Consider the following 23,550-nt stretch of genomic DNA (forward strand, 5'->3'; position numbering starts at 1 on the left):
TCAGCGCACCACGCGGAGCGAACGCACCACGTGCGTGATGTCGGGCAGGAGCCGGACCTGGTTGCCCGGGATGGTGATCTCCACTATCGCCGGCAGCCGGCGGCCGGTGTCCACGGCGACGACGACCTCGGTCTGGTTATTCTCCACCCGGTCGAGATCGGTCGTGTGGGTCATGCGGAACGCGCTGACCCAGCCCGGATGACGGTCGACCGTGAGCGCGGCGCCGGCCAGGTCCTTGCGCTTACCGTCGTCGCTGTACAACTGCCTGACGAACGCCTGGCCGGTGAGCTCGGCGGCGGCGCGCAGCCGCTGGGCCCCCGGCACGTCGAGCTTCGGGTCGAGCGGCTCCACGCTGACGGACGCGTACCAGAAGTGCTTGTAGTCCTTGGTCTTGCTGTCGATCTCCAGTCCGGACGAGGAACCGCCCGTTCTCTTCGCGCGCCACGGGGGCGCGAGCCGGGCGAAGGAGAGCCCGGCGTTCCGGTTGACGATGCGTCCGGTCACCTTCGACCCGGCGCCCGGGAAGGCCGGCAGCGGTCCGGCGAGAGTGCCGGTGGGCCGCCAGGTCAGCGCGGGGACGCCGGTGGGCGCGGCCGTGACCAGGGGATAGGTGCCGGCGAAGGCGTCCGGGCCGGTCTCGCCGTGACGGCCGAGCAGAAGGACGATCGCCGCCGCGGCTGCAAGGACGAAAGCGGCGGCGGCGGCGATCAAAGGCTTCACGGGACTTAAGCGTACGGACTCAGCGAAGCTCGCGCTTGAGGATCTTTCCGGTCGCGGTCATCGGCAGCTCGTCGCGGAACTCGATCGTGCGGGGGTACTTGTAGCTCGCGAGGTTCTCCTTGGACCACTCGACGAGCTCGTCCGCGGTGGTGGTGGCGCCGAAGACCGGGATGACGTACGCCTTGATCTCCTCGCCGTGGCTGTCGCTCGGGACGCCGACGACGGCGGCGAGCGAGACCGCCGGATGCGTCATCAGCACCTCCTCGACCTCCCGCGGGTACACGTTGAACCCACCACGGATGATCATGTCCTTGGACCGGTCGATGATGTAGTAGTAGCCGTCCTCGTCGCGGCGCGCGATGTCGCCGGTACGGAACCAGCCGTCGCGCATCGCCTCGCCGGTGGCCTCGGGCCGCTGGTGGTAACCCTTCATGACGCAGTGCCCGCGGATGGCGATCTCGCCCGGCCCGTCGCCCGCGTCCTTCCAGTCGTCCTCGATGAGCTTCATCTCGACGCCCCAGATGGGCAGCCCGATCGACCCGGGCCGGGCCGGGCGGTCCGGGCGGTTGAAGGACGCGACGGGAGAGGTCTCCGACAGGCCGTACCCCTCGACGATGTTCACGCCGAAGCGCTCAGAGAAGCGGTTGAGGACCTCGAGTGGAAGGGCCGCGCCACCGCTCGACGCGGTCGTCAGGGCGGAGGCGATCTGACCGAGCTGCTCCGCGGTGTGGCCGCCGTCGTGGGTGAGCAGACCCCAGTACATCGTGGGCACACCCGCGAAGAACGTGACCTTCTCGGCGAGCATGAGGTCGAGCGCCGCGCCGGGCTCGAAACGCGGCATCAGCACGACCGTGGCCTGTCGCAGGAACCCCGTGTTGAGCACCACCGACTGGCCGAAGGCGTGGAAGAGCGGCAGTGCGGCCAGGAAGACATCGTCGCCGTCCGACTCGAACATGCCGTCGCAGACCATCGCGTTCATCAGCATGTTCTGGTGGGACAGCTCGGCGCCCTTCGGCCGGCCCGTCGTGCCGCTCGTGTACAGGATGACCGCGGTGTCGGTGGCCTCGGTCCGGGCGGTCTCGAACGCTCCCGCCTGCCCGTCGAGCGCCGCCCAGAACGACTCGCCGTGCGGCGTCTCGGTGGCCAGTGGCGTGGCGGGCAGCACGAAGAAGTCCGTGCAGCCCGGAATGTCGTCGAAGGCGCCGCGGGACGCCTCACCGAGGGGCAGCTCCGGGGTGCCCTCGAAGGCGAACAGCGCCTTCGCCTCGGAGTCCTCGAGGTGGTAGGCGATCTCACGCCGCTTGAGCAGGACGTTCAGCGGCACGACCACGGCGCCGGCCTTGAGGATGCCGAAGTAGACCATCGGGAAGTAGGGCACGTTGGGGCAGGCGAGCGCGACCTTGTCGCCGGGGCGTACGCCCCGTGACCGCAGGAGGTTCGCCACCTGGTTCGCGATGGTGTTCACGAACGCGTACGAGAGCCGGAGGTCGCCGAAGACGAGCGCCTCGCGGTCGGGGGTCTCACGTGCGGTGTCGTCGAGGACGACCGAGAGGTTCAGCATCGGCTGCTCCTGCTGTCAATGGGGGACGCGCGTCCCCCATTGATAGCAGGCCCTGCTCAGGAGAAGACGACGTCGGAACAGGAGTAGAAGGCGTTCGTGGTGTCCGCGATGTCCCAGACCGCGAGGATCAGCTGCCGGCCGTGCCGCGTCGGGAGGGTGCCGCGGTGCGTGACGGGGTTGGGCGGCCGCGAGCCGTTGTAATTCTGCGTCAGGAACGGCGTGGACTCCAGCGCCGCGCGGGTGAGCGGCTTGGTCGGGTCGTAGCTCGTCTTGGTGATGAAGTACCGGAACGACGTGGTCGCGTGGATCGCGGTGAACGTCCAGGTGAAGTTGTACGACGCGCCGCTCGTCATCGAGGCGGCGGGCCACGTGCCGCCACGCGGGTCGTCGAGCTGGCTGAACTCACTGTGGTTCGCGCTGCAGATGTGACCGTCCGCGGGGCCGGCCGAGGGGAACCCCTTCGGGCCCTCGACGCTCTGCGGTTCGTACTGGATCGAGCCGCAGTTCGCGACCTGCTGCTGGGCGCAGCGGTAGCTGCGGCTGGGGGGCGACGTCGTGTATCCGTGCGAGAAGGCGGGGGTGCCGGTCGCGAGCGTGAGCCCGGCGGCGGCGATGACGGCGAGGGCGAGCTTTCGTTGCACGTGACTCTCCTTGGGGGCGGGCGGGGGAGGCCGGTCAGCGCTGGAGTCACCTCACTGTCGTGAATTTACTGGAAACCTTCCTAAAAGTCAGGTAGCCAGTAGGGGCTGGTGTGTGTCACCTCCGGTGGCCGGAAGCCAGGTGGCCCTTGCTTGCGTCTGCGCTAGTCTTGGGATATGTGCTCTCGGCTGCTCCTTAGCCGGCCGCGTTGACGTAGGCATCGGTCGACGCGGCAGCCCCTCCTGTGCGAGGGGCCTTCTCATGCAAGGGGCACAATTTCGTGAGCCGAAGCCGTGTGAAATCAGACGAGGAACGATGACTGGCGTCGACGAGAACTTTGACCCGCGGGCTATTCAGGACAAATGGCAGGCCCGGTGGGAAGAGCTGAATCCCTTCGCGGCGAGTGAGGACCCCGCCGACGAGCGTCCCCGCAGGTACGCGCTGGACATGTTCCCCTACCCCTCCGGCGATCTCCACATGGGTCACGCCGAGGCGTACGCGATCGGCGACGTCAGCGCCCGCTACTGGAACCAGCACGGCTTCAACGTCCTGCACCCCATCGGCTGGGACTCCTTCGGGCTGCCCGCGGAGAACGCCGCGATCAAGCGCAACTCCCACCCGTCCGAGTGGACGTACGCCAACATCGAGACGCAGGCCGACTCGTTCCACCGCTACGCGACCTCCTTCGACTGGTCCCGGCGGCTGCACACCTCCGACCCGGAGTACTACCGCTGGAACCAATGGCTGTTCCTGCGCTTCTACGAGCGCGGGCTGGCCTACCGGCAGGGCGGCAAGGTCAACTGGTGCCCGAACGACCAGACCGTGCTGGCCAACGAGCAGGTCGTCGCCGGCCACTGCGAGCGGTGCGGCGCCCTGGTCGAAAAGCGCGTGCTGACCCAGTGGTACTTCAAGATCACTGAGTACGCCGACCGGCTGCTGACCGACATGGAGCAGCTGGACTGGCCCGAGCGCGTCCTGCTGATGCAGCGCAACTGGATCGGCCGGTCCGAGGGCGCCGACGTCGCGTTCCAGATCGAGGGCAGGGACGAGCCCGTCACGGTGTACACCACCCGTCCCGACACGCTGTACGGCGCCACGTTCTTCGTGGTCGCCGCCGACGCCGCGCTGGCCGAGGAGATCTGCGCGCCCGAGCGGCGCGCTGAGTTCGAGGCGTACCGCGAGACGGTGCAGCGCGAGACCGAGGTCGACCGGCTGGCGGCCGACCGGGACAAGACCGGCGTGTTCCTGGGGCGCCACGCCGTCAACCCCGTCAACGGTGAGCGGATCCCCATCTGGGCCTCGGACTACGTGCTGGCGGAGTACGGCCACGGCGCGATCATGGCGGTGCCCGCGCACGACCAGCGCGACCTGGACTTCGCCCGCACCTTCGACCTGCCGGTCCGCGTGGTCGTCCACACCGGCGACGCGGACCCGGGCGAGTCCGGCGTCGCGACTCCCGGTGAGGGCGAGCTGGTCAACTCCGGGCCGCTGGACGGCCTGACCAAGACCTCCGCCATCCCGCGGATCACCGAGATGCTGGAGGAGAAGGGCCTGGGCAAGGCGGCCGTCAACTACCGGCTGCGCGACTGGCTGATCTCCCGGCAGCGCTTCTGGGGCACGCCGATCCCGATCATCCACTGCGAGGGGTGCGGAGAGGTCCCGGTCCCGGACGAGCAGCTGCCCGTACGCCTGCCGGAGGACCTGCGCGGCGCGGACCTGGCGCCTCGCGGTGTCTCGCCGCTGGCGGCCGCCGCGGCGTGGGTCAACGTCGAGTGCCCGAAGTGCGGTGGCCCCGCCAAGCGCGACACCGACACGATGGACACCTTCGTCGACTCCTCCTGGTACTTCATCCGCTACTGCTCGCCGGACTACGCCGAGGGGCCGTTCGACGTCGAGAAGGCGCGCCAGTGGATGCCCGTCGACCAGTACACCGGCGGTGTCGAGCACGCCATCCTGCACCTGCTGTACGCGCGCTTCTTCACCAAGGTGCTGTACGACATGGGCATGCTGGACTGCGTGGAGCCGTTCACCCGGCTGGTCAACCAGGGCCAGGTCATCCTCAACGGCTCGGCGATGTCCAAGACGACCGGCAACCTGGTCGACCTGGGCGAGCAGATCGCCGCGTACGGCGTCGACGCCGTACGCCTGACGATGATCTTCTCGGGTCCGCCCGAGGACGACATCGACTGGGCCGACGTCTCTCCGTCGGGCGCGATGAAGTTCCTGGCCCGCGCGCACCGGGTGGCCGCCGACGTGACCTCGGCGCCCGGCGCCGCCGCCTCGGCCGGCGACGTCGAGCTGCGTAAGGTGACCCACCGGACGATCGACGAGGTCACCCGGCTGGTCGAGGCCCACCGCTACAACGTCGCGGTGGCCCGGATGATGGAGCTGACCTCCGCCGCCCGCAAGGTGATCGACTCCGGGGCGGGCGGGGGCGACCCGGCGGTACGCGAGGCCGCCGAGACCCTGGCGGTCATGCTGTCGCTGGTGGCGCCGTACACCGCCGAGGAGATGTGGGAGCGCCTGGGACGCGAGGCGTCGGTGGCGAAGGCCGGCTGGCCCACCGCCGAACCCGCGCTGCTGGTCCAGGAGTCCGTCACGTGCGTCGTCCAGGTGGCCGGCAAGGTCCGTGACCGGCTGGAGGTCCCGCCGAACATCGGGCAGGACGAGCTGGAGCGCATGGCGCTGGCCTCACAGAAGGTCCGGTCGGCCCTCGGCGACCGCGGGATCCGCAAGGTCGTCGTACGCGCGCCGAAGATCGTCAACATCGTGCCGGCCTGATCGCGGTGGTCCCTCGACCCGAGGGACAGATGCCCACGAACGCGACATGAAAGCGGTGAGGGCACCCCGTCCGGGGGTGCCCTCACCGCTATGAGCGCAGTGCCAAGGAGACGTGGCCGGTGCGCGTGTCACATCTTGCGGAGCACCGCCACCACGCGGCCGAGGATCGTCGCGTCGTCGCCGGGGATCGGGTCGTACGCCGGGTTGTGCGGCATCAGCCAGACCTTGTCGTCGCGGCGTTTGAACGTCTTCACCGTCGCCTCGCCGTCGATCATGGCCGCGACGATGTCGCCGTTCTCGGCCACCGGCTGCTGGCGTACGACGACCCAGTCCCCGTCGGCGATCGCGGCCTCGATCATCGAGTCACCGCTGACGTTGAGGAGGAAGTGCGTGCCCTCACCGACGAGCTGCTTGGGCAGCGCGAAGACGTCCTCGACGGCCTCTTCGGCCAGGATCGGGCCACCCGCGGCGATACGGCCGACGAGAGGCACGTACGTCGGGGCCGGGCGTGTCGCGCTTTCCTGTCCCGCCGCCGTCTCGTACGACTCCGGCTCGGCCGGCAGTCCTGCCGAGCCCGGCATGCGCACGACCACGGCGCGCGGACGATTGGGGTCGCGCAGGAGGAAGCCCTTGCGCTGAAGCGCCCGCAGTTGATGCGACACGCTGGAGGTGCTGGTAAGTCCGACCGATTCGCCGATCTCGCGCATCGATGGTGGATAGCCGCGCCTCTGCACGGAGTCGCGGATCACCTCCAGAACCTTGCGCTGGCGTGCCGTCAACCCGCTTTCATCACTCGGGCCATCAGGCATTTCCCGGACCTTGCTCATGTATGTCTCCGCTGGATGACTGTGTTCCGGTGACGCGCTGTCGCCGGAATTTCGCTCCTGTAGACGGACGTTAGCGCCTCGTCGCTAAATGATCAAACACCTGTTCGAAGATGTCCTGGAAATTTGCCCATGGTCTGCGGTAGAACTCGTACGGGTGTTCGATCGAAACTTCGTTCGACTCATCAGAGGGGAGATCGATATGAGCATGTCCGCTCAGGCCCGCCCTTCCGTGCCACTCCGTCTCACTCGACGTGGGCGCATAGCCGTCGTCTGTACCATCGCTCTGGTCCTTCTCGCCGGCTTCATGGTGGGGGCACGGCACCGGGCCCGCGCCACGTCCGGCGGAGACCAGGGGCCGGCTCCGGTGGGGGAGTCGGTGATCGTGGGGCCGCACGACACGCTGTGGGGCATCGCGGTGCGTTCCCGTCCGGAGGTCGACCCCCGGATCACCGTTCAGCGCATGATCGACCTCAATGCCCTCTCCAGTGCCGTCGTCAACCCGGGGCAGAAGGTCTACATCCCCTCCCGGTGAGCCCCCGCCTGCTCCCGGCCCCGCCTGTCCCGATGTCCGTGCGCTCTCGTATCGCCGTGCAGGTGGGGGCGCGACACGCCGACGAACGTCCCCAGGCCCGTGACCTGAGCGGCGTCTTCGCATTCATGTTGCGGACGAGGTTGCGGAGGGCATCGCGGAGTCGTACGGTGGACCACAACATCTAGTAGTTACATGGATGTGATTCACCACAGGTTGTGGTGGCGGAGTGAAGTTTGTGTAATCGGCGTGTAACGACGTGCTGTGGGAGAGGGGTGGCGGGGCCATGCATTGCCCGTTCTGCCGCAATCCGGACAGCAGGGTGATCGACAGCCGCTCCACCGACGACGGCGCGGCCATCCGGCGGCGCCGGTCGTGTGCCGAGTGCGGGCGGCGCTTCACCACCCAGGAGACGGTGCTGCTGATGGTCGCGAAGCGAAGCGGCGTCACGGAGCCGTTCTCCCGCGAGAAGATCACCGCTGGGGTACGCCGGGCGTGCCAGGGACGTCCCGTGACAGAGGACGCGCTGGCCCAGCTCGGACAGCGCGTCGAGGAGGCGATCCGGGCGACCGGAAACGCCGAGATGCCCTCCCACGAGGTGGGGCTGGCCATCCTCGGGCCCCTGCGCGAGCTCGATGAGGTCGCCTACCTGAGATTCGCCTCCGTCTACCGGGGGTTCGAGTCGATCGACGACTTCGAGAAGGAAATCGAATCTCTGCGCGCGGCTGAACGCGGCCGGTAACACCCGCTAGCTGCTGCTTGTTATACGAGTTGTCCTGGAGATGGGCCGGTGCGGCCCGAAGAGGGGGAAGGTCATGACGGAAACGGTGAGCGGCCAGGCACGGCGCGGGAGGAGCGGCCGTAAGGGGCTGAAGATGGAACGCATCTTCACCCGGCCAGGCATTCACCCCTACGACGAGGTTCGGTGGGAGCGCCGCGACGTCGTCATGACCAACTGGCGGGACGGCTCGGTCAACTTCGAGCAGCGCGGCGTTGAGTTCCCCGAGTCGTGGTCGGTCAACGCGACCAACATCGTCACCTCGAAGTACTTCCGCGGCGCCGTCGGCAGCCCGCAGCGCGAGTGGAGCCTGAAGCAACTGGTCGACCGTGTCGTCGGTGCCTACACCACGACGGGCCGGGAGCACGGCTACTTCGCCTCCGACGAGGACGCCGAGATCTTCGACCACGAGCTGAAGCACGCCCTGGTCAACCAGGTGTTCAGCTTCAACTCGCCGGTGTGGTTCAACGTGGGGACGGCCTCGCCGCAGCAGGTCTCGGCGTGCTTCATCCTCGCGGTCGACGACACGATGGAGTCGATCCTCGACTGGTACAAGGAAGAGGGCGTGATCTTCAAGGGCGGCTCGGGGTCGGGGGTGAACCTCTCCCGCATCCGCTCCAGCAAGGAGCTGCTCTCCTCCGGCGGCACCGCCAGCGGCCCGGTCTCCTTCATGCGCGGCGCCGACGCGTCCGCCGGGACGATCAAGTCCGGTGGCGCGACGCGCCGGGCCGCCAAGATGGTCGTGCTCGATGTCGATCACCCCGACATCGAGGAGTTCATCGAGACCAAGTCGCGCGAAGAGGACAAGATCCGCGCCCTGCGTGACGCCGGGTACGACATGGACCTCGGCGGCAAGGACATCGTCAGCGTCCAGTACCAGAACGCCAACAACTCGGTACGCGTCTCCGACGAGTTCATGCGCGCGGTCGAGTCCCGCTCCTCCTTCGGCCTGCGCGCCCGCCTGACCGGCGAGGTGCTCGAGAAGGTCGAGGCCAAGGGCCTGTTCACCAAGATCGCCAAGGCGGCCTGGGAGTGCGCCGACCCCGGCATCCAGTACGACGACACGATCAACGACTGGCACACGACACCGGAGACCGGCCGGATCACGGCGAGCAACCCGTGCTCCGAATACATGAGCCTGGACAACTCCTCGTGCAACCTGGCCAGCCTGAACCTCCTGAAGTTCCTCAATGACGACAACACCTTCGACGTCGCGAGGTTCGTCAAGCTCACCGAGCTGGTCATCACGGCGATGGACATCTCCATCACGTTCGCCGACTTCCCGACCGAGAAGATCGGTGAGACCACCCGGGCGTACCGCCAGCTCGGCATCGGCTACGCCAACCTCGGCGCGCTGCTGATGGCGACCGGCCACGCGTACGACTCCGAGGGCGGCCGCGGCCTCGCCGGCACGATCACCTCGCTGATGACCGGCGTCGCCTACCGCCGCTCCGCCGAGATGGCGGCGGTCGTCGGCCCGTACGACGGTTACGCCCGCAACGCCGAGGGCCACAAGCGGGTCATGCGCAAGCACGCCGCGGCCAACGACGAGATCCGCACGCTCGACGCCATCGACAAGGCCATCCACGTCGAGGCCACGCGCCAGTGGCAGGAGTGCCTCAAGCTCGGCGAGAAGAACGGCTACCGCAACGGCCAGGCGTCGCTGCTGGCGCCGACCGGGACGATCGGCCTGATGATGGACTGCGACACGACCGGCATCGAGCCGGACCTGGCGCTGGTCAAGTTCAAGAAGCTCGTCGGCGGCGGGTCGATGCAGATCGTCAACGGCACCGTGCCGCGTGCCCTGAAGAAGCTCGGCTACCAGCCGGAGCAGGCCGAGGCGATCGTGGAGTACATCGCCGAGCACGGCCACGTCATCGACGCACCCGGCCTCAAGCCGGAGCACTACGACGTCTTCGACTGCGCGATGGGCGAGCGTGCGATCAGCCCGATGGGCCACGTACGGATGATGGCCGCGGCGCAGCCGTTCCTGTCCGGCGCCATCAGCAAGACCGTGAACGTCCCCGAGAGCGCGACGATCGAGGACATCGAGGAGGTCTACCTCCAGGGCTGGAAGCTCGGCCTCAAGGCGCTCGCGATCTACCGCGACAACTGCAAGGTCGGCCAGCCGCTGTCGGTGTCCAAGAAGAACACCGAGGAGAAGCCGCAGCCCGCCGCGGCTCCTGCCGAGGTCGGCCCGGTGCGCACCCGCCTGCCCAAGCAGCGGCCCGCCACCGTGACGCGGTTCTCCGTCGGCGGCGCCGAGGGCTACATGACGGCCTCGACGTACCCCGACAACGGTCTCGGCGAGGTCTTCCTCAAGCTCGGCAAGCAGGGCTCCACCCTGGCCGGCGTGATGGACGCCTTCTCCATGGCGATCTCCATCAGCCTCCAGTACGGCGTCCCGCTGGAGACCTGGGTGGACAAGTTCACCAACATGCGCTTCGAGCCGGCGGGCATGACCGACGACCCGGACATCCGCATGGCGAACTCGATGATGGACTACATCTTCCGCAGGCTCGCCCTGGACCACCTGCCCTACGAGACGCGGGCCGAGCTGGGCATCTTCTCCGCGGAGGAGCGCGCCGCCCAGGCCTCGGGCCAGGACCCGGCGACCCTGCGCGCCGAGGACGACGTCGAACGGGAGACCCTGGCCCAGTCGGTGCCGGTCGAGCGCCCGAAGGCGGCGGAGAAGCCCGCCCCGGCCCCGATCGCGGAGGCGCACTCCTCTACGGAGCTGATCGAAAGCCACCAGGGCCGCACCGCCGACGCCCCGCTGTGCCTCACCTGCGGCACGAAGATGCGCCCGGCAGGCAGCTGCTACGTCTGCGAGGGCTGCGGCTCCACCAGCGGCTGCAGCTGATTTCGGGCCCCATTCAGGTGTGAGATAGCAGGTCAGAGCGGGGAGCCGACGAATGATCGGTTCCCCGCTTCTGCCATGCACCTGCGGGAGTTGCATTGGATGCAACACGGGCAGACGGGAGAGCTGGTGAGCTGAGCGGCCTCCACGTCCGGTGTCCGGGCGGCATGGCCGTGTAGACCTATGAGCTGCGCGGGTCCCGGAACTCCTCGACGGGGGAAGCCGGCAGCTCGGCACTGTGCGCGATCGCCCACTGTCCGAGAACGAAGAGCTGTTCTCGCAGGGAACGGCCCAGTTCGGTCAGTGAGTACTCGACGCGTGCCGGTGGCGGGCCATGCGAGGTGCGGCGGACGAATCCCGCCTCCTCGAGAGCCCGCAGGGTGCGTGTCAGCATGCGCCGGCTGATGCCCTCGATCGAGCGGTCCAGATCGTTGAAGCCATGGCTGTCTGCTTCGCCGAGTAGCCGGATGATCGCAGGGCTCCACGTATCGCCGATACGGCGCAGCACGCCCGTCACCGGGCATGACTCGTACGCCGTGGCCGTGAGGACCGTTCTCGGTGGTTTCCCGGGTTGGTCAGTGGACATGAATGTGCCTTCTTTCCGGCTCCCGGTAGGCCACTCCATGATCAGCCTATGCACACACTCGAGTTGGGCCATGTCTCGGTGACGCGCATCCCGCTCTTCGAGAACTGGCCGTTGTCACCCGCCGAGTTCTTTCCGGGGAGCGACACCAGTCTGTGGAATGCGAACCGGTCCTGGCTCAGCCCAGCGCACTGGGACGTCGAGGCCGACCGGGTCGGGGTGGCCGTTCAGACCTGGCTGCTGCGCAGCGCGGGCCGCGTCATCATCATCGACACCGGCCTCGGCACCGCCCGCCCGGGTGTTCCAGGCGGCGTTCCGCTTTCGGGTGCGCTGGCCGCAGCCGGTGTCACGCCGGCTGATGTGGACCTCGTCATCTGTACCCATCTGCATGCCGACCACGTGGGAGGCAACACCCGCCTCGGCGAAGGCGGCGAGTGGACTCCGGCGTTTCCCAACGCCAGGTACCTGTTCTCCCAGCCCGATCTCGACTTCTTTCATCCCCGCACCCTCACCGAGGGGCCGGGCCGCAGCGCCGCCGTCTACGCCGAGTCGATCGAGCCGATCCTGCGCGCAGGACAAGCGCGGATCTGGGACGACGCGTACACCATCGACGAACATCTGCGGCTTACCCTCACGCCGGGCCATACCCCAGGACACGGCATGCTGACGCTCGAATCAGGCGGCGACCGGGCGGTCTTCGTCGGCGACCTGTTGCACGCACCCGTCCAGGTACTGGAGCCCGACATGTCCAGCTGCTTCTGCCACGACCCCGCCGCCTCGGCACGATCGCGTCGTGCAGTGCTGGAATGGGCCGCCGATCACCTCGCGCTCGTGGTCCCGGCGCACTTCGGCGGCGCCGGCGCGGTGGAGATCGACCGTGACGGCCCGCGCTTCACCGTACGGCGCTGGGCGGGCTTCTCCGATGATCTCAGCGGGAGATCGTTTTCATCTGTTCCGAACCGATGATCTCCTCCTCGGGAAGTGCGGACAGCGTTCGCAGTACGCGGAGGAAGACGGAGCGGTCTTCCCCGGGGATCCGGGAGAGCAGCCGGTCCTCCCTGTCCCTGATGCCTGCCTGGGCCGAGTCGCGCACTCGCCGCCCCGCAGGGGTCAGTGTGAGGAGGTGGGCGCGGCGGTCGTGCGGATCAGGCCGGCGTTCGATCAACCCACGCTCCTGCAGGTCGTCTAGTACGCCGATGATGCGCGTCTTGTCCGCGTCGATGGCCTGCGCCAACGCGCTTTGACCGCGTACGGGCTCCTCGCCGAGGGCGAGCAGCACCACGTACGCCCACATGGATACGTCGTGGGCGCGCAGCACCGGCAGCTCGGCCGCCATCAGGGTGCGGCCCAGCGGCACGATCATCGCCGCCAGGTCCGGCCGTGGGTCATCGGTCGTCGCTGTGCTCTCCGCCATGGGACAAACTTACGGCTCGGCTCAACGTACGCTTTTGTAGACGATAAGCATGTGCATACTATCAAGTCATGCATACAGATGATCTGCGATCCGCGGACGAGTGGGCGGTGCGCGCGAGCGTTGCGGCGGTGACGAAGGCGACCCCGGACGATCTCGGCCGCCCAACGCCGTGCTCGGCCTGGACGCTCGGCGACCTGCTCGCCCACATGACGGCCCAGCACCGCGGCTTCGCCGCGGCCGCCCGGGGTGACGGGGCCGATCTCGAACACTGGCGAGTCCACCCGCTCGACGCGGACCCGGTGAAGGCCTATGTCGACGCCGCCGACGATGTCCTGGAGGCCTTCGCTGGCCGGGATGTATTGGAACGCACGTTCGCCCTCCCCGAGCTCGGCCCTGGCGCGGCGTTCCCCGGAGCTCAGGCGATCGGATTCCACTTCATCGACTATGTCGTGCACACCTGGGACGTCGCCCGCTCCCTCGATCTGCCGTTCGAACTGCGCGACGATCTGGCCGGCGACGCTCTGCGAATCGCCTCGGCGGTACCGGGCGGCGACCATCGGCTCCAACCGGGCTCGGCCTTCCGGCCCGCCCTTCCCGCACCCGAGAACGCCTCCCCGCTAGACCGGATCCTCACGGCGCTCGGCCGTTCTTCGAGCTGGCTGGGGCCTGATCAGAGCATGCCGCTCACCCTCTGATGATGGACACCGCGTCCACGTTCGTGGATCTTGCGTGCGGACGCGGCGCTCACTACTGTTCTACTAACATCATAGTAGAGCGGAAGAGTGGCGATGTTCCAGTTCCGTTTGGACGGAAGTACCGGTGTCCCGCCATACCTGCAGATCGTGCAGCAGGTACGGCAGGGCCTCCTGCTCGGCTATCTGCGTGCTGGGGACCAGCTGCCCACCGTCAAGGACGCGGTCTCCCATCTGGCGATCAATCCCAACACGGTGGTGAAGGCCTACCGCCAGCTCGAGAACGAGGGGCTGGTGAGCGCCCGCCCCGGGCAGGGCACCTTCATCACCGGATCGGTCGAGCCGGTCGCCCCCGGCCCGTACGCGAAGTTGCGGCGCTCGCTGGAGCAATGGGTCCGCGAGGCCTACGCCGCCGGGCTGGACGATGAGATGGTCACGGCCATGTTCGCCACGATCCGTCACGAACTGCGGGCGGAGGGGGTGGCATGAGTGCGGCGCTGGAGGCCGAGTGCCTGGGCATGCGTTACGGCAGGGTCTGGGCGTTGCGGGACTGCACCCTGCGGCTGCCGGCTGGATCTGTGATCGCCCTGGTCGGTCCGAACGGGGCCGGTAAGTCCACGCTGCTGCAACTGGTCACCGGCCTGCTGAAACCCGCCCAGGGCACGGTCAAGGTCCTCGGTACGGATGCCCGCGCCGGCTCTGCCCAGGCGTTGGCCCAGGTGGGCTTCGTCGCACAGGAGCATCCGCTCTATCGAGGGTTCTCGGTCGCCGACCTTCTGCGGCTGGGTCGCTCGATGAACCTGTGCTGGGACCAGTCGCTGGCCGAGCGACGGCTGGACGAGCTCGGCATTCCGCTGAAGCGGCGCGCCGGGGACCTGTCCGGCGGTCAGCAGTCCCAGGTCGCGCTGGCCCTGGCGCTGGCAAAGCGCGCGCCCCTGCTCGTTCTGGACGAGCCGCTCGCCAATCTCGACCCGGTCGCCCGCCGGGATTTCATGCGGGTCCTGATGGGAGCCGTCGCGGAGGACGGGCTCACCGTCCTGATGTCCTCTCATGTGATCGCTGATCTGGAAGCGGTCTGCGACTGGCTGGTGCTGCTCAACCGCGGGCGTGTCCAGATCGCCGGTGCGATCGAGGAGGTACTGGCCGGGCACCGGCTGCTCACCGGGCCGCGTACCGACACCGATGCTTCGGCGCCTGGAGTCGTACGCGCCGCGCACAGCGACCGGCATACCGACCTGCTCGTACGGATCAAGGCGGATCGGCCCGACTTCCATCCGGCCTGGCAGTCACGCCCGGTCGGCCTTGAGGAACTCATCCTGGCCTACCTCGAGCACCCGGCGGCGGTGGCATCGTGATCTGGCTCACCTGGCGTCAGCATCGTGCGCAGGCATTCGTCGGCGCTGTTCTGGTCGCACTCACCGCCGTGGTCTTCCTGTCGTACGGCCAGTCGATGCGTGGCGCCTACACCCAGGATGGCATCGGGGGATGCCTGGCCCACGGCACCGGCGGCGACCACTGCCAGTCCGTGTTGACCGTGTTCATGGGCCGGTTCAACGGCGTTACCAACCATCTTCTGACCTGGTTCAGTCCGCTGCCCGGCCTCATCGGCGCGATAGTCGGCGCGAGCCTGCTCGGCCGCGAATACGAGCAGGGGACCTGGCGGCTGGCCTGGACCCAGGCCGTGCCACGGACCCGGTGGCTGACCGCCAAGCTCTCGCTGGTCGGCTTCGGGATCCTGGTGACCACCATGGCCCTCAGCGCGATCTTCGCCTGGTTCCGGAGTCCGATGGACCAGGTGTCCGGCAGGTTCGCACCCGGCGCCTTCGACCTCGAAGGGCTCTCACTCACCGGCTACACGCTCTTCGCCTTCGCCCTGGGTGTCCTGGCCGGGTTGCTGCTCCGCAGGACCGTACCGGCCATCGTGTCGGCCTTCGCCGCCTTCCTCGCCGTACGTCTTCCGGCGGAGTACTGGCTACGGCAGCGGTACCAGAGCCCCGCGATCCGCCTCCTCGACCCGGCGGGTGACCACACCATGGGACCGGGTTCCATACCCACCTCGTCCGGCCCGCGGAGCTGGGTACTCAGCCAGGACCTGGTCGACAGGACCGGCCACGCGATCTCCTCCGCGCAGCAGGAAGAGATCGCCCGGAAGCTCGGCACCTTCTCGAACCCGGCCGCGAGCGACGCCTATCTCCGTGGGCTCGGGCTGCGTCTCAGAGTCGTCTACCAGCCCGCCGGCCGGTTCTGGCACTTCCAGATCATCGAAGCCTCACTGTTCGTCGGTCTCGCCGCCGCCCTCCTCGCCATCGCGATCTGGCGCCTGCACCGCCGCGGCGACTGACCTGTGGCGAGGTGACCGCCGCGAAATGACGCGCGCGGGTCCGCGGACCGGCAAGTACTGCGTCCCGCGGATCCGCTGCTCGCCGAACAGTGCCGCCCAGGTCTATGACATGACATGTATGTCGTGTAATATAACTTCCATGAGCGACGAGAAGAATGGCTCGACGAGCCCGATCAAGCAGGTGTCCGTGGTCAGCACGGGGACGGTGGTGATCCACCCGGAGCACGCGGCCCGCGATCGCAAGCCGATGTACTGGTGGCTGTTCACCTCCCGCCGGTGGACGGACCCGTTGCCGATCAACGTCTATGTGATCGAACGCGGCGATGGCCTGGTGCTGTTCGACGCCGGTCAGGACCGGGCGTCGGTCACCGACGCCGACTACTTCCCCGGCGGCGTCGCCGGCGTGCTGTACGACCGGCTGGCACGCTTCGACGTCGGCCCCGCCGACACCCTCACCGCACAGCTGGCCGCCATCGGCTACGACATCGCGGACGTGCACACGGTCGTGCTCTCGCACCTGCACCAGGACCACATCGGCGGGCTGCGCGAGCTGACCGGCGCCGAGATCGTGGTCGGCGAGCAGGAATGGCGGACGCTCGATGGCTCCCTGCCGGAGATGCGGGGACTCCTGCGGTCCCACATCGACCTGCCCGGGGTGCGCTGGAAGCGCGTCGAGTTCGGTGCCGTCGACGGTGACGGGCTCACGCCCTTCACGGCCGGCCACGACCTGTTCGGCGACGGCAGCCTCGTGCTGCTCCCCACTCCCGGCCACACTCCCGGCTCGATGTCCCTGCTCGTCCGGAGCCCCGCGCATCCGCCGCTGCTCATGGTCGGCGACCTGACCTACGACGTCCACCTGCTCGAGGAGGGACATCTTCCGGGAGTCGGGGAGCGGCGGTCGCTGGACGCCACCACCAAGGCGATCAACGAGCTGCGGGACAATAACCCGGGGCTGGTGATCCTGCCGGCCCACGATCCGGGAGCGGCCGCACGGCTGGCGCCCGTGACCAGCGCCCTTGCCGAGAGACGGGACCTCCGTGAGAACCGCTGAAGAACTCCGCTTTCTGATCCTGGCCGCCCAGCGGGAGGGCAACCGGCTGCTCGGCCAGGCCCTCAAGCCCCTGGGGCTCACCTCCTCCCAGGCCGAGGTGCTCCGAATCCTCGAGGAGCACCAGCCGCTCACCCTCACCGGGCTCGGCGAGCTGCTCATCTGCGAGAGCGGCAACAATCCCAGCCGCCTGGTCGACCGGCTCACCGCGGGCGGCCTGGTCGACCGCCAGGTGTCGGCACTGGACCGCCGCCACATCGAGCTCTCCCTCACCGAGGAGGGCGGGCGCCTCGCCCGGCGGGTCGCCGGTATCGAAGAGGACCTATACCGGTCCATCGACGACGCCGCCGGAGGCCACGACCTCCAGCAGGTCACCGGCTTTCTCCGGACGTTCGTCGCCGGGCTGCCGGCCGGTCAGGCCCTCGCTCGCCGGATCGCCATCTCAGAGGAGCCCCGCTCCTGACGGTATGGAAAGTCCGGCACCCTTGTTTTGTATTTAGCTACTGTGCTAAATAGTAATCATGGAAGAGATCGGTACGGCGGACGAGGCGAGCGTCTTCCGGGCGCTGGCGGACTCGACGCGCCGGCAGATCCTCACCGAGCTGCGCTCGGGGGAGCTGGCCGCCGGGGAGATCGCCGCGCGGTTTCCGCTCAGCGGCCCGTCGGTGTCGAGGCATCTCGGTGTGCTCAAGGGGGCCGGGCTCATCCGCGAGCGGCGTGAGGCCAACCGGATCTTCTACTCGCTGGTGGAGGAGCGGCTGGCGTTGTGCGTCGGCAGGTTCCTGAGCGCGGTCTGTCCCGAGGAGGTCGTCTCACGGCGGCTTCGGCAGCGGGCCGTCGAGAGGGGAGATCCGGGATGAGGGGACCACGGCTGGCGAGCGTCGTCGAACGACGGCTTCTGGTGAACTACCGCGTCGACCCCGGGATCGCCGCGGGGCTGCTGCCCGCTCCGCTGCGCCCGCAGGAGATCAACGGCTGGGCGGTCGCGGGTATCTGCCTGATCCGCCTGGGCCAGGTACGGCCCGCGTGGATGCCCGGTGCCTCGGGCGTGCGCAGTGAGAACGCCGCGCACCGGATCGCCGTCGAGTGGGACGGGCCGATGGGCAGGCGCACCGGCGTCTACATCCCGCGCCGGGACAGCGACTCACTGGTCGGCGTCGCGGCCGGCGGCCGGGTGTTCCCCGGCAGGCTGCGGCGGGCGGTCTTCGACGTACGCGAGACGGCCGAGGACTTCGACGTCTCCCTCGCCGCTCGCGACGGCACGACGCGTGTGAGCGTGGCCGCCCGGCTCGCCGGGCGGCTCACCGGGAGTGCCCTGTTCGCCGGATTGGACGAGGCGTCGCGGTTCTTCAGGGACGGGTCGGTGGGATTTTCGCCGGGACGGAACGGCGTGAAGCTGGACGGGGTTGCGCTTCACGCCGGTTCGTGGCGCGTTGAGCCTTTGGAGATCCGTCGCGTCACGTCGTCCTTTTTCGACGACCCGGAGCGTTTCCCGCGGGGCAGCGCCACACTCGACTGCGCTCTGCTGATGCGCGACCTGCCGGTGACGTGGCAACCCGTGGCGCCGGCGAAGGTGGACGTCTTGCCGGCGAGGTCGCGCGGAGAAAAGCGGCGGACTTCATAGACGCTGATCCCGAACGCCAGTACCTTGGGCTTTCCGATTCGTGAGAAAGGCTTAGCATTGGCTCTACGCGATAAGCTTCGCAAGAATGCGGCTCATCATCTTCAGCCCGGAGAGACCATCCAGTCGGTCTTCTGCGCCCAGACGACCAGCCAGTACTTCGCGTTGATCTCCTACTGGATCATCATTCTGTCGAATGCCTACCGGGTCGTCGTCGTGACGGACCGGCGCATCCTGGTGTGCAAGTCGGGGCGGCTCAGCATGACCCCGGTGAAAGAGATCCTCAGGGAGCTCCCGCGCGGCACCCGTATCGGCCAGCCGAGCGGCCTGTGGTGGCGCTGTGAAACGCTTGGTGAGCGTCTCTACATCAACAAGCGATTCCACAAAGACGTCAATGCCGCTGACGCAGTCGTAGCCCACTGAAATACCTGCGGATAATCGCGCCGCCGCCGGGACGGCGGGCCGGGGAGCCGATAGCGGACATGCGTCTCAGTACCGCTCCCGATGCCTTTCCTGCTCGACGACGGCGGCGCGATCCCGTAGCCGGCGCAGGCCGCTCAGCGGCCGCGCCATCCGGCGGTTGCCCTTCAGCCGGGAGTCATTGCGGTCCAGCCAGGCCCAGTATCCAGCGGTGAACGGACAGGCGTCCGGCCCGACCCGGGTCGCCGGGTCGTACCGGCAGTCCCCGCAGTAGTCGCTCATGGCGTTGATGTACGCGCCGCCGGCCGCGTACGGCTTGGTCGCCGTGATCCCCCCGTCCGCGTACTGGCTCATGCCGATGACGTTCGCCGGCATGACCCAGGGGAAGCCGTCGACGAAGGCGGTCGCGAACCAGTCGGTCAGGGCGCGTGGCGCGTAGCCGCGTTGCAGGGCGTGGTTTCCCAGCACCATCAGCCGCTGGATGTGGTGGGCGTAGCCCCGCTCACGTACGCCCTCGAGCGCGACATGCAGGCACCGGGCCGCCACGTCCGTCGTATCCAGCCGCCGCCACCAGGACGGAAGTGCCGTGGTGGCGTCCAGCGCGTTGCGGTCCAGGTAGTCCGGGCCGAGATGCCAGTACAGATGCCAGATCCACTCCCGCCAGCCCAGGATCTGCCGGATGAGGCCCTCCACGCTGTTCAGCGGCGCGTCGCCCTGGCACCGCTCGACCTGCCGGACCACGTCCAGCGGTGCGAGCAGCCCGAGGTTGAGCGGCACCGACAGCAGGGCGTGCGCCATCGCCCAGTCGCCCGCCAGCATCGCGTCCTGGTGGGTGCCGAACGCGGGCAGCCGCGCCGTGACGAACCTTCGGAGTGCCCGGTGCGCCTCGGCATGGGTGACCGGGAAGAGGCGCGGGCCGTCGTCGCCGACCGTGTCGATGCCGCCCTCGTCGTGCAGCCGGTCCAGGTCGCGCCGCACCCCGTGGTCGATCTCGTCCTCGCGCGGGTGGTACGCGCCGGGTACACCGAGCGTCGCCTGGCGCGGAGGCCGCTCGCGGTTGGCGCGGTCGAGGTTCCAGGTCCCGCCGACCGGTGTGCCGTCGGCCTCCAGCAGCACGCCGAACCGGCGCCGCTGGTCGCGGTAGAAGTCCTCCATCAGCAGGCGTTTGCGGCCCTCCGCCCAGTCCGCGAAGTCGGGCCTGGGCAGGATGAAGCCCGGTGTGGGCAGCTCCGTCTCGGCGACGCCCTCCCGTACGAGCTCGGCGACCAGGTGCGCGGCCGCGTGTGACCCGGGCTCGTGGACGACGACCGGACGGCCGAACCGCGCCAGGCCCTCGCGGTACGTACGGGCACGGATCACCGTGGCGCGGTCCCCGAGCTCCTCGGCGAGATGACGCATCGCCGAGAGCACGAGGTGCAGCTTCTGGCGGTGGTACGGCCGCCGGCCCAGAGCGGCGGCCGACTCGATCAGCAGCACCTCGCGGTCCCGGTTCTGCGGAGTCGCGTGAAAGTGGCGGCCGAGCTGGTCCCCGAACAGCCAGAGTGGCGTCGTTGCTCCCATGACCTTGAGTCTTGCCACTGGGAGGCGGCCGGACGCCTCCCACGGGCCGGCGACCGCCGGGGGCCGTCAGTCCCGGGTGTCGTACGCCGTGCGGGAGCCCTGGATCTCCCCAAGATGATCCTCGGCCCAGTTGACGAGCGCGCCGACGGACTCGAGCAGGGTGCGGCCCATCGGGGTGAGGGCGTACTCCACGCGCGGGGGAACCACCGGGTACACGGTCCGGGACACGATGCCGTCGCGTTCGAGCCCGCGCAGGGTGACCGTCAGCATGCGCTGGCTGATTCCGTCGATGCCGCGCTTCAGCTCGGTGAACCGCAGGGTGCGCTCACCGAGCTGAGAGATCACATACATCGACCACTTGTCCCCGATGCGGATGAGGACCTCGCGGGCCCGGCACGCGGCCGGGTGACCGTTCTGCGAAACGGCAGGCGAGCCCATGGTTATCTCCTGGTGCCTGAGGCAGAAAAACATGCCTTCTTGTGCGGTCTGAGTGAGTCGTCCCAGGATAAAGGTGGTTCCCATCTGGAACCAGCAACATCAAGAGGAATCAGCTTACTTTTCGGAATCAGGAGACATGATGACCGCCGAGCTTGTCGAGATCCCCGGGTACGTCGCGGGCACCTGGACCGTCGACCCGGTCCACTCCGATGTGGGTTTCGTCGTCCGGCACGCGATGGTCAGCAAGGTGCGCGGGCACTTCACGAAGTTCGAGGGCCGCATCGTGACCGCGGACGACCCGCTGAGGTCGACCGTGACGGCGACGATCGACCTGGCCTCGATCGACACGAGCAACCAGCAGCGGGACGACCACATCCGCTCCGCGGACTTCTTCGAGGTCGAGAAGCACCCGACCATGACGTACCACTCCACCGGCATCCGCCGTGACGGCGGTGACCTCGTACTCGACGGCGAGCTCACCCTGAAGGGTGTGACCCGGCCCGTGCCGCTGACGCTGGAGATCGGCGGCTTCGGTCCGGACCCCGCCGCCGCCGAGGGCGGGGCCCGTGCCGGTTTCACCGCCACCGGTCAGATCAACCGGAGCGACTTCGGCGTCACCTTCAACATGGACATCCCCGGCGGCGTCATGGTGTCGGAGAAGGTGCAGATCGTGCTGGAGATCGAGGCGATACTCGACACCGGCGCCTGACCGGCGTCAGGCGGCGGGGGAGGCGGCCGGTACCTCTTCCTCCGCCGCCCGCGCCGCCGGCACGCGAGGCCGCCGCAGGACCGCGGCGGCGAGGACGAAGGCGATGAGCAGCAGACCGGTGCCGATCCCGAACGCCACGTGGAAACCGCCGGTCAGCGCGGAGGCGCGGTCGTGTCCCGTGGCGAGCAGAGCACGGGTGCGCGCGGCGGCGAACGTGGACAGGACCGCGACGCCGAGTGCGCCGCCGACCTGCTGGGACGTGTTGAACAGCCCCGATACGAGGCCGGCGTCGGCGGCGCCGGCCCCGGACATGCCGAGCGCGGTGACCGCCGAGATCGCCAGGCCGAAGCCGCCTGCCAGGATCATCGTCGGCAGCAGGTCCACGACGTATCCGGCGTGGACGGGCAACCGCGTGAGCAGTCCGATGGCGGCGACCAGTAGCGCGATTCCGGCGAGCAGGACACGGCGCTCGCCGAACCGCCCGATCAGCCGCGCGGAGAAGCCGAGCGACACCACGCCGATCGTCACGGCCGCCGGGAGCATCGCCAGCCCGGTCTCCGCGGCGCCGTAACCGCGGACGTTCTGCAGGTACAGGGCGATGAGGATCTGGAACCCGAACATCGCGGACACCATCAGCACCTGGACCAGGTTGGCTCCCGTGACATTCCGCGATCGGAACGTCCGCAGCGGCAGCAGGGGTGCCGTCGCGGTGGCCTGCCGCATGATGAAACCGGCGAGCAGCACGATGGTGACCGCGGCGAGGCCGAGCGTGTGCGCGGACGTCCACCCGTAACGGCTCGTCTCGACGATCGTGTAGACGCCCAGCATCAACCCGCCGGTGACCAGCACGGCACCGAGGGCGTCGGCACCCACCCGGAGTCCGAGGCCCTGGTCGGGCGCCAGGACCCGTACCGCCAGGAGCGCGGCGGCCGCGCCGATGGGCAGGTTGATGAAGAAGATCCAGTGCCAGCTCACGGCCTGGGTGAGGATCCCGCCCAGAACCGAGCCGATCGAGGCGCCTGCGGCGCCGACGAAGCTGAAGGCGCCGATCGCCCGGGCACGCTCCCGCGGCTCGGGGAAGTGCGTCACGATCATTCCGAGGCTCACCGCCGAGGCCATCGCCCCGCCGGCGCCCTGGACGAACCGCATGGCGATCAGCATGTCCTGCCCCGTGGAGACCCCGCAGAGCAGCGACGCCACGGTGAAGACCGCCAGGCCCGCGACGAACATCCGCTTGCGGCCGAGCAGGTCGCCGAGCCGTCCGGCCAGCAGGAGCAGACCACCGAAGGCGATCATGTAGGAGTTGACGATCCAGGTGAGGCTCGCGGGGGACAGGTCCAGGTCGCGCTGGATCGCCGGCAGGGCGACGGTCACGATGCTGCCGTCAAGAATGATCATCAACATTCCGGCGCAAAGCACGACGAGCGCGGCGGAACGGGAGGGTGCGGGCATGAGGGCGGCTCCTGTTCGCTGAGGCCAACAGGAATGACCGTAACAGATAGTCCGGAAGTAGACGATCCTTTATGGATCTAAATCTTCTTCTGTCGCGGCCGCCGTACGGGATGCTCCGACTCGACCGGTGTGGACAGGTGCCCTCCGACCAGTCCGGTCAGCGCGTTCACGAACACCTCGCGCTGGTCTTCCGGCAGCGCGGCCAGGACTTCGCGGTGCACCCGGTCGGCGACCGCCATCCCCTCGGCGACGGCCTGCTCGCCCGCCTTCGTCACCGCGATGATCCGCGCCCGGCGGTCCGTGCTCGACGGGCGGCGTTCGGCGAGCCCGGCCCTTTCCAGCTCGTCGACGGTCACCACCATCGTCGTCTTGTCCAGATCGGAGATCTTGGCCAGCTGGATCTGGGTCCGTTCGGCCTCCTGCGCGTGGAAGAGCACGCAGTACTCGCGGGGCGTGATGTCGGTCTCGGCGAAGGCCGCGGCCATCTGCGTCGCGAGCACGTGACTGGCCTGGGAGAACAGGAAGGACAGGTCGAGGACGGTACGCGTCGGTGCGCTGGCGGTCATGCCTCGATTCT

The 23,550-nt window shown here is 68.6% G+C and carries 25 protein-coding genes; 15 read left to right on the forward strand and 10 right to left on the reverse strand.

Features of this window, described 5'->3' with window-relative positions; all coding sequences use genetic code 11:
- Genes FB559_RS26290 through FB559_RS26300 form a run of 3 tightly spaced genes read right to left on the reverse strand, consistent with a single transcriptional unit; the run spans position 1 to position 2,922 of the window.
- Positions 1-720: a hypothetical protein gene (locus FB559_RS26290; RefSeq protein WP_141958605.1), complete on the reverse strand. Its 720-nt coding sequence runs from the start codon at positions 718-720 to the stop codon at positions 1-3.
- A 19-nt stretch (positions 721-739) separates the two neighbouring features.
- The gene (locus FB559_RS26295) at positions 740-2,281 is read right to left on the reverse strand and encodes a long-chain-fatty-acid--CoA ligase (protein ID WP_141958607.1); all 1,542 of its coding nucleotides are present in this window, start codon (positions 2,279-2,281) and stop codon (positions 740-742) included.
- 56 nt (positions 2,282-2,337) lie between these two features.
- Entirely contained in the window at positions 2,338-2,922 is a 585-nt protein-coding gene (locus tag FB559_RS26300; RefSeq protein ID WP_141958609.1) for a lytic polysaccharide monooxygenase auxiliary activity family 9 protein, read from the reverse strand.
- A 313-nt stretch (positions 2,923-3,235) separates the two neighbouring features.
- On the opposite strand from FB559_RS26300, the gene leuS reads away from it, so the two are divergent.
- Positions 3,236-5,701 carry a leucine--tRNA ligase gene (leuS, locus tag FB559_RS26305; RefSeq protein WP_141958611.1) on the forward strand — a complete coding sequence of 822 codons (2,466 nt, stop codon included), beginning with the start codon at positions 3,236-3,238 and terminating at the stop codon, positions 5,699-5,701.
- A 128-nt stretch (positions 5,702-5,829) separates the two neighbouring features.
- On the opposite strand, the gene lexA is transcribed toward leuS, so the two are convergent.
- Positions 5,830-6,528 (reverse strand): transcriptional repressor LexA, encoded by a 699-nt coding sequence (gene lexA, locus FB559_RS26310; protein WP_141958613.1) that lies wholly within the window; start codon positions 6,526-6,528, stop codon positions 5,830-5,832.
- Positions 6,529-6,832: 304 nt separating this feature from the next.
- On the opposite strand from lexA, the gene FB559_RS26315 reads away from it, so the two are divergent.
- The 3 genes from FB559_RS26315 (at position 6,833) to FB559_RS26325 (ending at position 10,698) form a co-directional block, all read left to right on the forward strand.
- Entirely contained in the window at positions 6,833-7,060 is a 228-nt protein-coding gene (locus tag FB559_RS26315; protein ID WP_221640189.1) for a LysM peptidoglycan-binding domain-containing protein, read from the forward strand.
- 283 nt (positions 7,061-7,343) lie between these two features.
- Complete coding sequence (gene nrdR, locus FB559_RS26320; RefSeq protein WP_141958617.1) at positions 7,344-7,799, forward strand: transcriptional regulator NrdR; 456 nt, start codon at positions 7,344-7,346, stop codon at positions 7,797-7,799.
- Positions 7,800-7,872: 73 nt separating this feature from the next.
- Positions 7,873-10,698 (forward strand): vitamin B12-dependent ribonucleotide reductase, encoded by a 2,826-nt coding sequence (locus FB559_RS26325; protein WP_141958619.1) that lies wholly within the window; start codon positions 7,873-7,875, stop codon positions 10,696-10,698.
- Positions 10,699-10,876: 178 nt separating this feature from the next.
- Here FB559_RS26325 and FB559_RS26330 read toward each other — a convergent pair whose 3' ends face one another.
- On the reverse strand, positions 10,877-11,281 hold the full coding sequence (locus FB559_RS26330; RefSeq protein WP_141958622.1) for a winged helix-turn-helix transcriptional regulator: 405 nt from the start codon (positions 11,279-11,281) through the stop codon (positions 10,877-10,879).
- A 48-nt stretch (positions 11,282-11,329) separates the two neighbouring features.
- On the opposite strand from FB559_RS26330, the gene FB559_RS26335 reads away from it, so the two are divergent.
- Positions 11,330-12,244 (forward strand): MBL fold metallo-hydrolase, encoded by a 915-nt coding sequence (locus FB559_RS26335; protein ID WP_141958623.1) that lies wholly within the window; start codon positions 11,330-11,332, stop codon positions 12,242-12,244.
- Here FB559_RS26335 and FB559_RS26340 read toward each other — a convergent pair.
- Positions 12,207-12,692, reverse strand: a complete 486-nt coding sequence (locus FB559_RS26340) for a MarR family winged helix-turn-helix transcriptional regulator (RefSeq protein ID WP_141958625.1) — start codon at positions 12,690-12,692, stop codon at positions 12,207-12,209. The genes FB559_RS26335 and FB559_RS26340 overlap by 38 nt on opposite strands.
- A gap of 68 nt (positions 12,693-12,760) precedes the next feature.
- On the opposite strand from FB559_RS26340, the gene FB559_RS26345 reads away from it, so the two are divergent.
- The 9 genes from FB559_RS26345 (at position 12,761) to FB559_RS26385 (ending at position 18,817) form a co-directional block, all read left to right on the forward strand.
- Positions 12,761-13,387 carry a TIGR03086 family metal-binding protein gene (locus FB559_RS26345; protein WP_141958627.1) on the forward strand — a complete coding sequence of 209 codons (627 nt, stop codon included), beginning with the start codon at positions 12,761-12,763 and terminating at the stop codon, positions 13,385-13,387.
- Between the two features lie 93 nt (positions 13,388-13,480).
- Positions 13,481-13,873, forward strand: coding sequence for a GntR family transcriptional regulator (locus tag FB559_RS26350; protein ID WP_141958629.1), 393 nt, complete (start codon positions 13,481-13,483; stop codon positions 13,871-13,873).
- Positions 13,870-14,739, forward strand: coding sequence for an ABC transporter ATP-binding protein (locus FB559_RS26355; RefSeq protein WP_141958631.1), 870 nt, complete (start codon positions 13,870-13,872; stop codon positions 14,737-14,739). The genes FB559_RS26350 and FB559_RS26355 overlap by 4 nt, the downstream gene beginning before the upstream one ends.
- Complete coding sequence (locus FB559_RS26360) at positions 14,736-15,725, forward strand: ABC transporter permease subunit (protein ID WP_141958633.1); 990 nt, start codon at positions 14,736-14,738, stop codon at positions 15,723-15,725. The genes FB559_RS26355 and FB559_RS26360 overlap by 4 nt, the downstream gene beginning before the upstream one ends.
- 139 nt (positions 15,726-15,864) lie before the next feature.
- Positions 15,865-16,776, forward strand: a complete 912-nt coding sequence (locus tag FB559_RS26365) for an N-acyl homoserine lactonase family protein (RefSeq protein ID WP_141958635.1) — start codon at positions 15,865-15,867, stop codon at positions 16,774-16,776.
- Positions 16,763-17,236, forward strand: a complete 474-nt coding sequence (locus FB559_RS26370; protein ID WP_141958637.1) for a MarR family winged helix-turn-helix transcriptional regulator — start codon at positions 16,763-16,765, stop codon at positions 17,234-17,236. Before FB559_RS26365 ends, FB559_RS26370 begins: the two co-directional genes overlap by 14 nt.
- 58 nt (positions 17,237-17,294) lie before the next feature.
- A complete protein-coding gene (locus FB559_RS26375; RefSeq protein WP_141958639.1) occupies positions 17,295-17,633 on the forward strand; it encodes a metalloregulator ArsR/SmtB family transcription factor in 339 nt (112 codons plus the stop codon).
- Complete coding sequence (locus FB559_RS26380; protein ID WP_141958641.1) at positions 17,630-18,397, forward strand: DUF2071 domain-containing protein; 768 nt, start codon at positions 17,630-17,632, stop codon at positions 18,395-18,397. Before FB559_RS26375 ends, FB559_RS26380 begins: the two co-directional genes overlap by 4 nt.
- A gap of 57 nt (positions 18,398-18,454) precedes the next feature.
- Positions 18,455-18,817, forward strand: coding sequence for a hypothetical protein (locus tag FB559_RS26385; RefSeq protein ID WP_141958643.1), 363 nt, complete (start codon positions 18,455-18,457; stop codon positions 18,815-18,817).
- 66 nt (positions 18,818-18,883) lie between these two features.
- On the opposite strand, the gene FB559_RS26390 is transcribed toward FB559_RS26385, so the two are convergent.
- Together FB559_RS26390 and FB559_RS26395 are read right to left on the reverse strand one after the other, a co-directional pair.
- A complete protein-coding gene (locus tag FB559_RS26390; protein WP_141958645.1) occupies positions 18,884-20,374 on the reverse strand; it encodes a cryptochrome/photolyase family protein in 1,491 nt (496 codons plus the stop codon).
- 66 nt (positions 20,375-20,440) lie between these two features.
- Complete coding sequence (locus FB559_RS26395; RefSeq protein WP_141958647.1) at positions 20,441-20,812, reverse strand: winged helix-turn-helix transcriptional regulator; 372 nt, start codon at positions 20,810-20,812, stop codon at positions 20,441-20,443.
- A gap of 139 nt (positions 20,813-20,951) precedes the next feature.
- Between FB559_RS26395 and FB559_RS26400 the strand changes: the two genes are divergently transcribed.
- Positions 20,952-21,521, forward strand: a complete 570-nt coding sequence (locus FB559_RS26400; RefSeq protein ID WP_141958650.1) for a YceI family protein — start codon at positions 20,952-20,954, stop codon at positions 21,519-21,521.
- A 6-nt stretch (positions 21,522-21,527) separates the two neighbouring features.
- Here FB559_RS26400 and FB559_RS26405 read toward each other — a convergent pair whose 3' ends face one another.
- Together FB559_RS26405 and FB559_RS26410 are read right to left on the reverse strand one after the other, a co-directional pair.
- Positions 21,528-22,973: a DHA2 family efflux MFS transporter permease subunit gene (locus FB559_RS26405; protein ID WP_141958652.1), complete on the reverse strand. Its 1,446-nt coding sequence runs from the start codon at positions 22,971-22,973 to the stop codon at positions 21,528-21,530.
- 77 nt (positions 22,974-23,050) lie between these two features.
- On the reverse strand, positions 23,051-23,539 hold the full coding sequence (locus tag FB559_RS26410; RefSeq protein WP_141958654.1) for a MarR family winged helix-turn-helix transcriptional regulator: 489 nt from the start codon (positions 23,537-23,539) through the stop codon (positions 23,051-23,053).
- Positions 23,540-23,550: the final 11 nt, after the last annotated feature.

This window comes from Actinoallomurus bryophytorum (assembly GCF_006716425.1).
In the GTDB taxonomy this organism is placed as follows: domain Bacteria; phylum Actinomycetota; class Actinomycetes; order Streptosporangiales; family Streptosporangiaceae; genus Actinoallomurus; species Actinoallomurus bryophytorum.

Excerpts from the sequence above, each read along its gene's own strand:
- FB559_RS26295 (WP_141958607.1), bottom strand. The coding sequence starts at position 2,281 with ATGCTGAACCTCTCGGTCGTCCTCGACGACACCGCACGTGAGACCCCC.
- leuS (WP_141958611.1), top strand. The coding sequence starts at position 3,236 with ATGACTGGCGTCGACGAGAACTTTGACCCGCGGGCTATTCAGGACAAA.
- lexA (WP_141958613.1), bottom strand. The coding sequence starts at position 6,528 with ATGAGCAAGGTCCGGGAAATGCCTGATGGCCCGAGTGATGAAAGCGGG.
- FB559_RS26315 (WP_221640189.1), top strand. The coding sequence starts at position 6,833 with ATGGTGGGGGCACGGCACCGGGCCCGCGCCACGTCCGGCGGAGACCAG.
- nrdR (WP_141958617.1), top strand. The coding sequence starts at position 7,344 with ATGCATTGCCCGTTCTGCCGCAATCCGGACAGCAGGGTGATCGACAGC.
- FB559_RS26325 (WP_141958619.1), top strand. The coding sequence starts at position 7,873 with ATGACGGAAACGGTGAGCGGCCAGGCACGGCGCGGGAGGAGCGGCCGT.
- FB559_RS26330 (WP_141958622.1), bottom strand. The coding sequence starts at position 11,281 with ATGTCCACTGACCAACCCGGGAAACCACCGAGAACGGTCCTCACGGCC.
- FB559_RS26335 (WP_141958623.1), top strand. The coding sequence starts at position 11,330 with ATGCACACACTCGAGTTGGGCCATGTCTCGGTGACGCGCATCCCGCTC.
- FB559_RS26340 (WP_141958625.1), bottom strand. The coding sequence starts at position 12,692 with ATGGCGGAGAGCACAGCGACGACCGATGACCCACGGCCGGACCTGGCG.
- FB559_RS26345 (WP_141958627.1), top strand. The coding sequence starts at position 12,761 with ATGCATACAGATGATCTGCGATCCGCGGACGAGTGGGCGGTGCGCGCG.
- FB559_RS26350 (WP_141958629.1), top strand. The coding sequence starts at position 13,481 with ATGTTCCAGTTCCGTTTGGACGGAAGTACCGGTGTCCCGCCATACCTG.
- FB559_RS26355 (WP_141958631.1), top strand. The coding sequence starts at position 13,870 with ATGAGTGCGGCGCTGGAGGCCGAGTGCCTGGGCATGCGTTACGGCAGG.
- FB559_RS26365 (WP_141958635.1), top strand. The coding sequence starts at position 15,865 with ATGAGCGACGAGAAGAATGGCTCGACGAGCCCGATCAAGCAGGTGTCC.
- FB559_RS26375 (WP_141958639.1), top strand. The coding sequence starts at position 17,295 with ATGGAAGAGATCGGTACGGCGGACGAGGCGAGCGTCTTCCGGGCGCTG.
- FB559_RS26380 (WP_141958641.1), top strand. The coding sequence starts at position 17,630 with ATGAGGGGACCACGGCTGGCGAGCGTCGTCGAACGACGGCTTCTGGTG.
- FB559_RS26390 (WP_141958645.1), bottom strand. The coding sequence starts at position 20,374 with ATGGGAGCAACGACGCCACTCTGGCTGTTCGGGGACCAGCTCGGCCGC.
- FB559_RS26395 (WP_141958647.1), bottom strand. The coding sequence starts at position 20,812 with ATGGGCTCGCCTGCCGTTTCGCAGAACGGTCACCCGGCCGCGTGCCGG.
- FB559_RS26400 (WP_141958650.1), top strand. The coding sequence starts at position 20,952 with ATGACCGCCGAGCTTGTCGAGATCCCCGGGTACGTCGCGGGCACCTGG.
- FB559_RS26405 (WP_141958652.1), bottom strand. The coding sequence starts at position 22,973 with ATGCCCGCACCCTCCCGTTCCGCCGCGCTCGTCGTGCTTTGCGCCGGA.
- FB559_RS26410 (WP_141958654.1), bottom strand. The coding sequence starts at position 23,539 with ATGACCGCCAGCGCACCGACGCGTACCGTCCTCGACCTGTCCTTCCTG.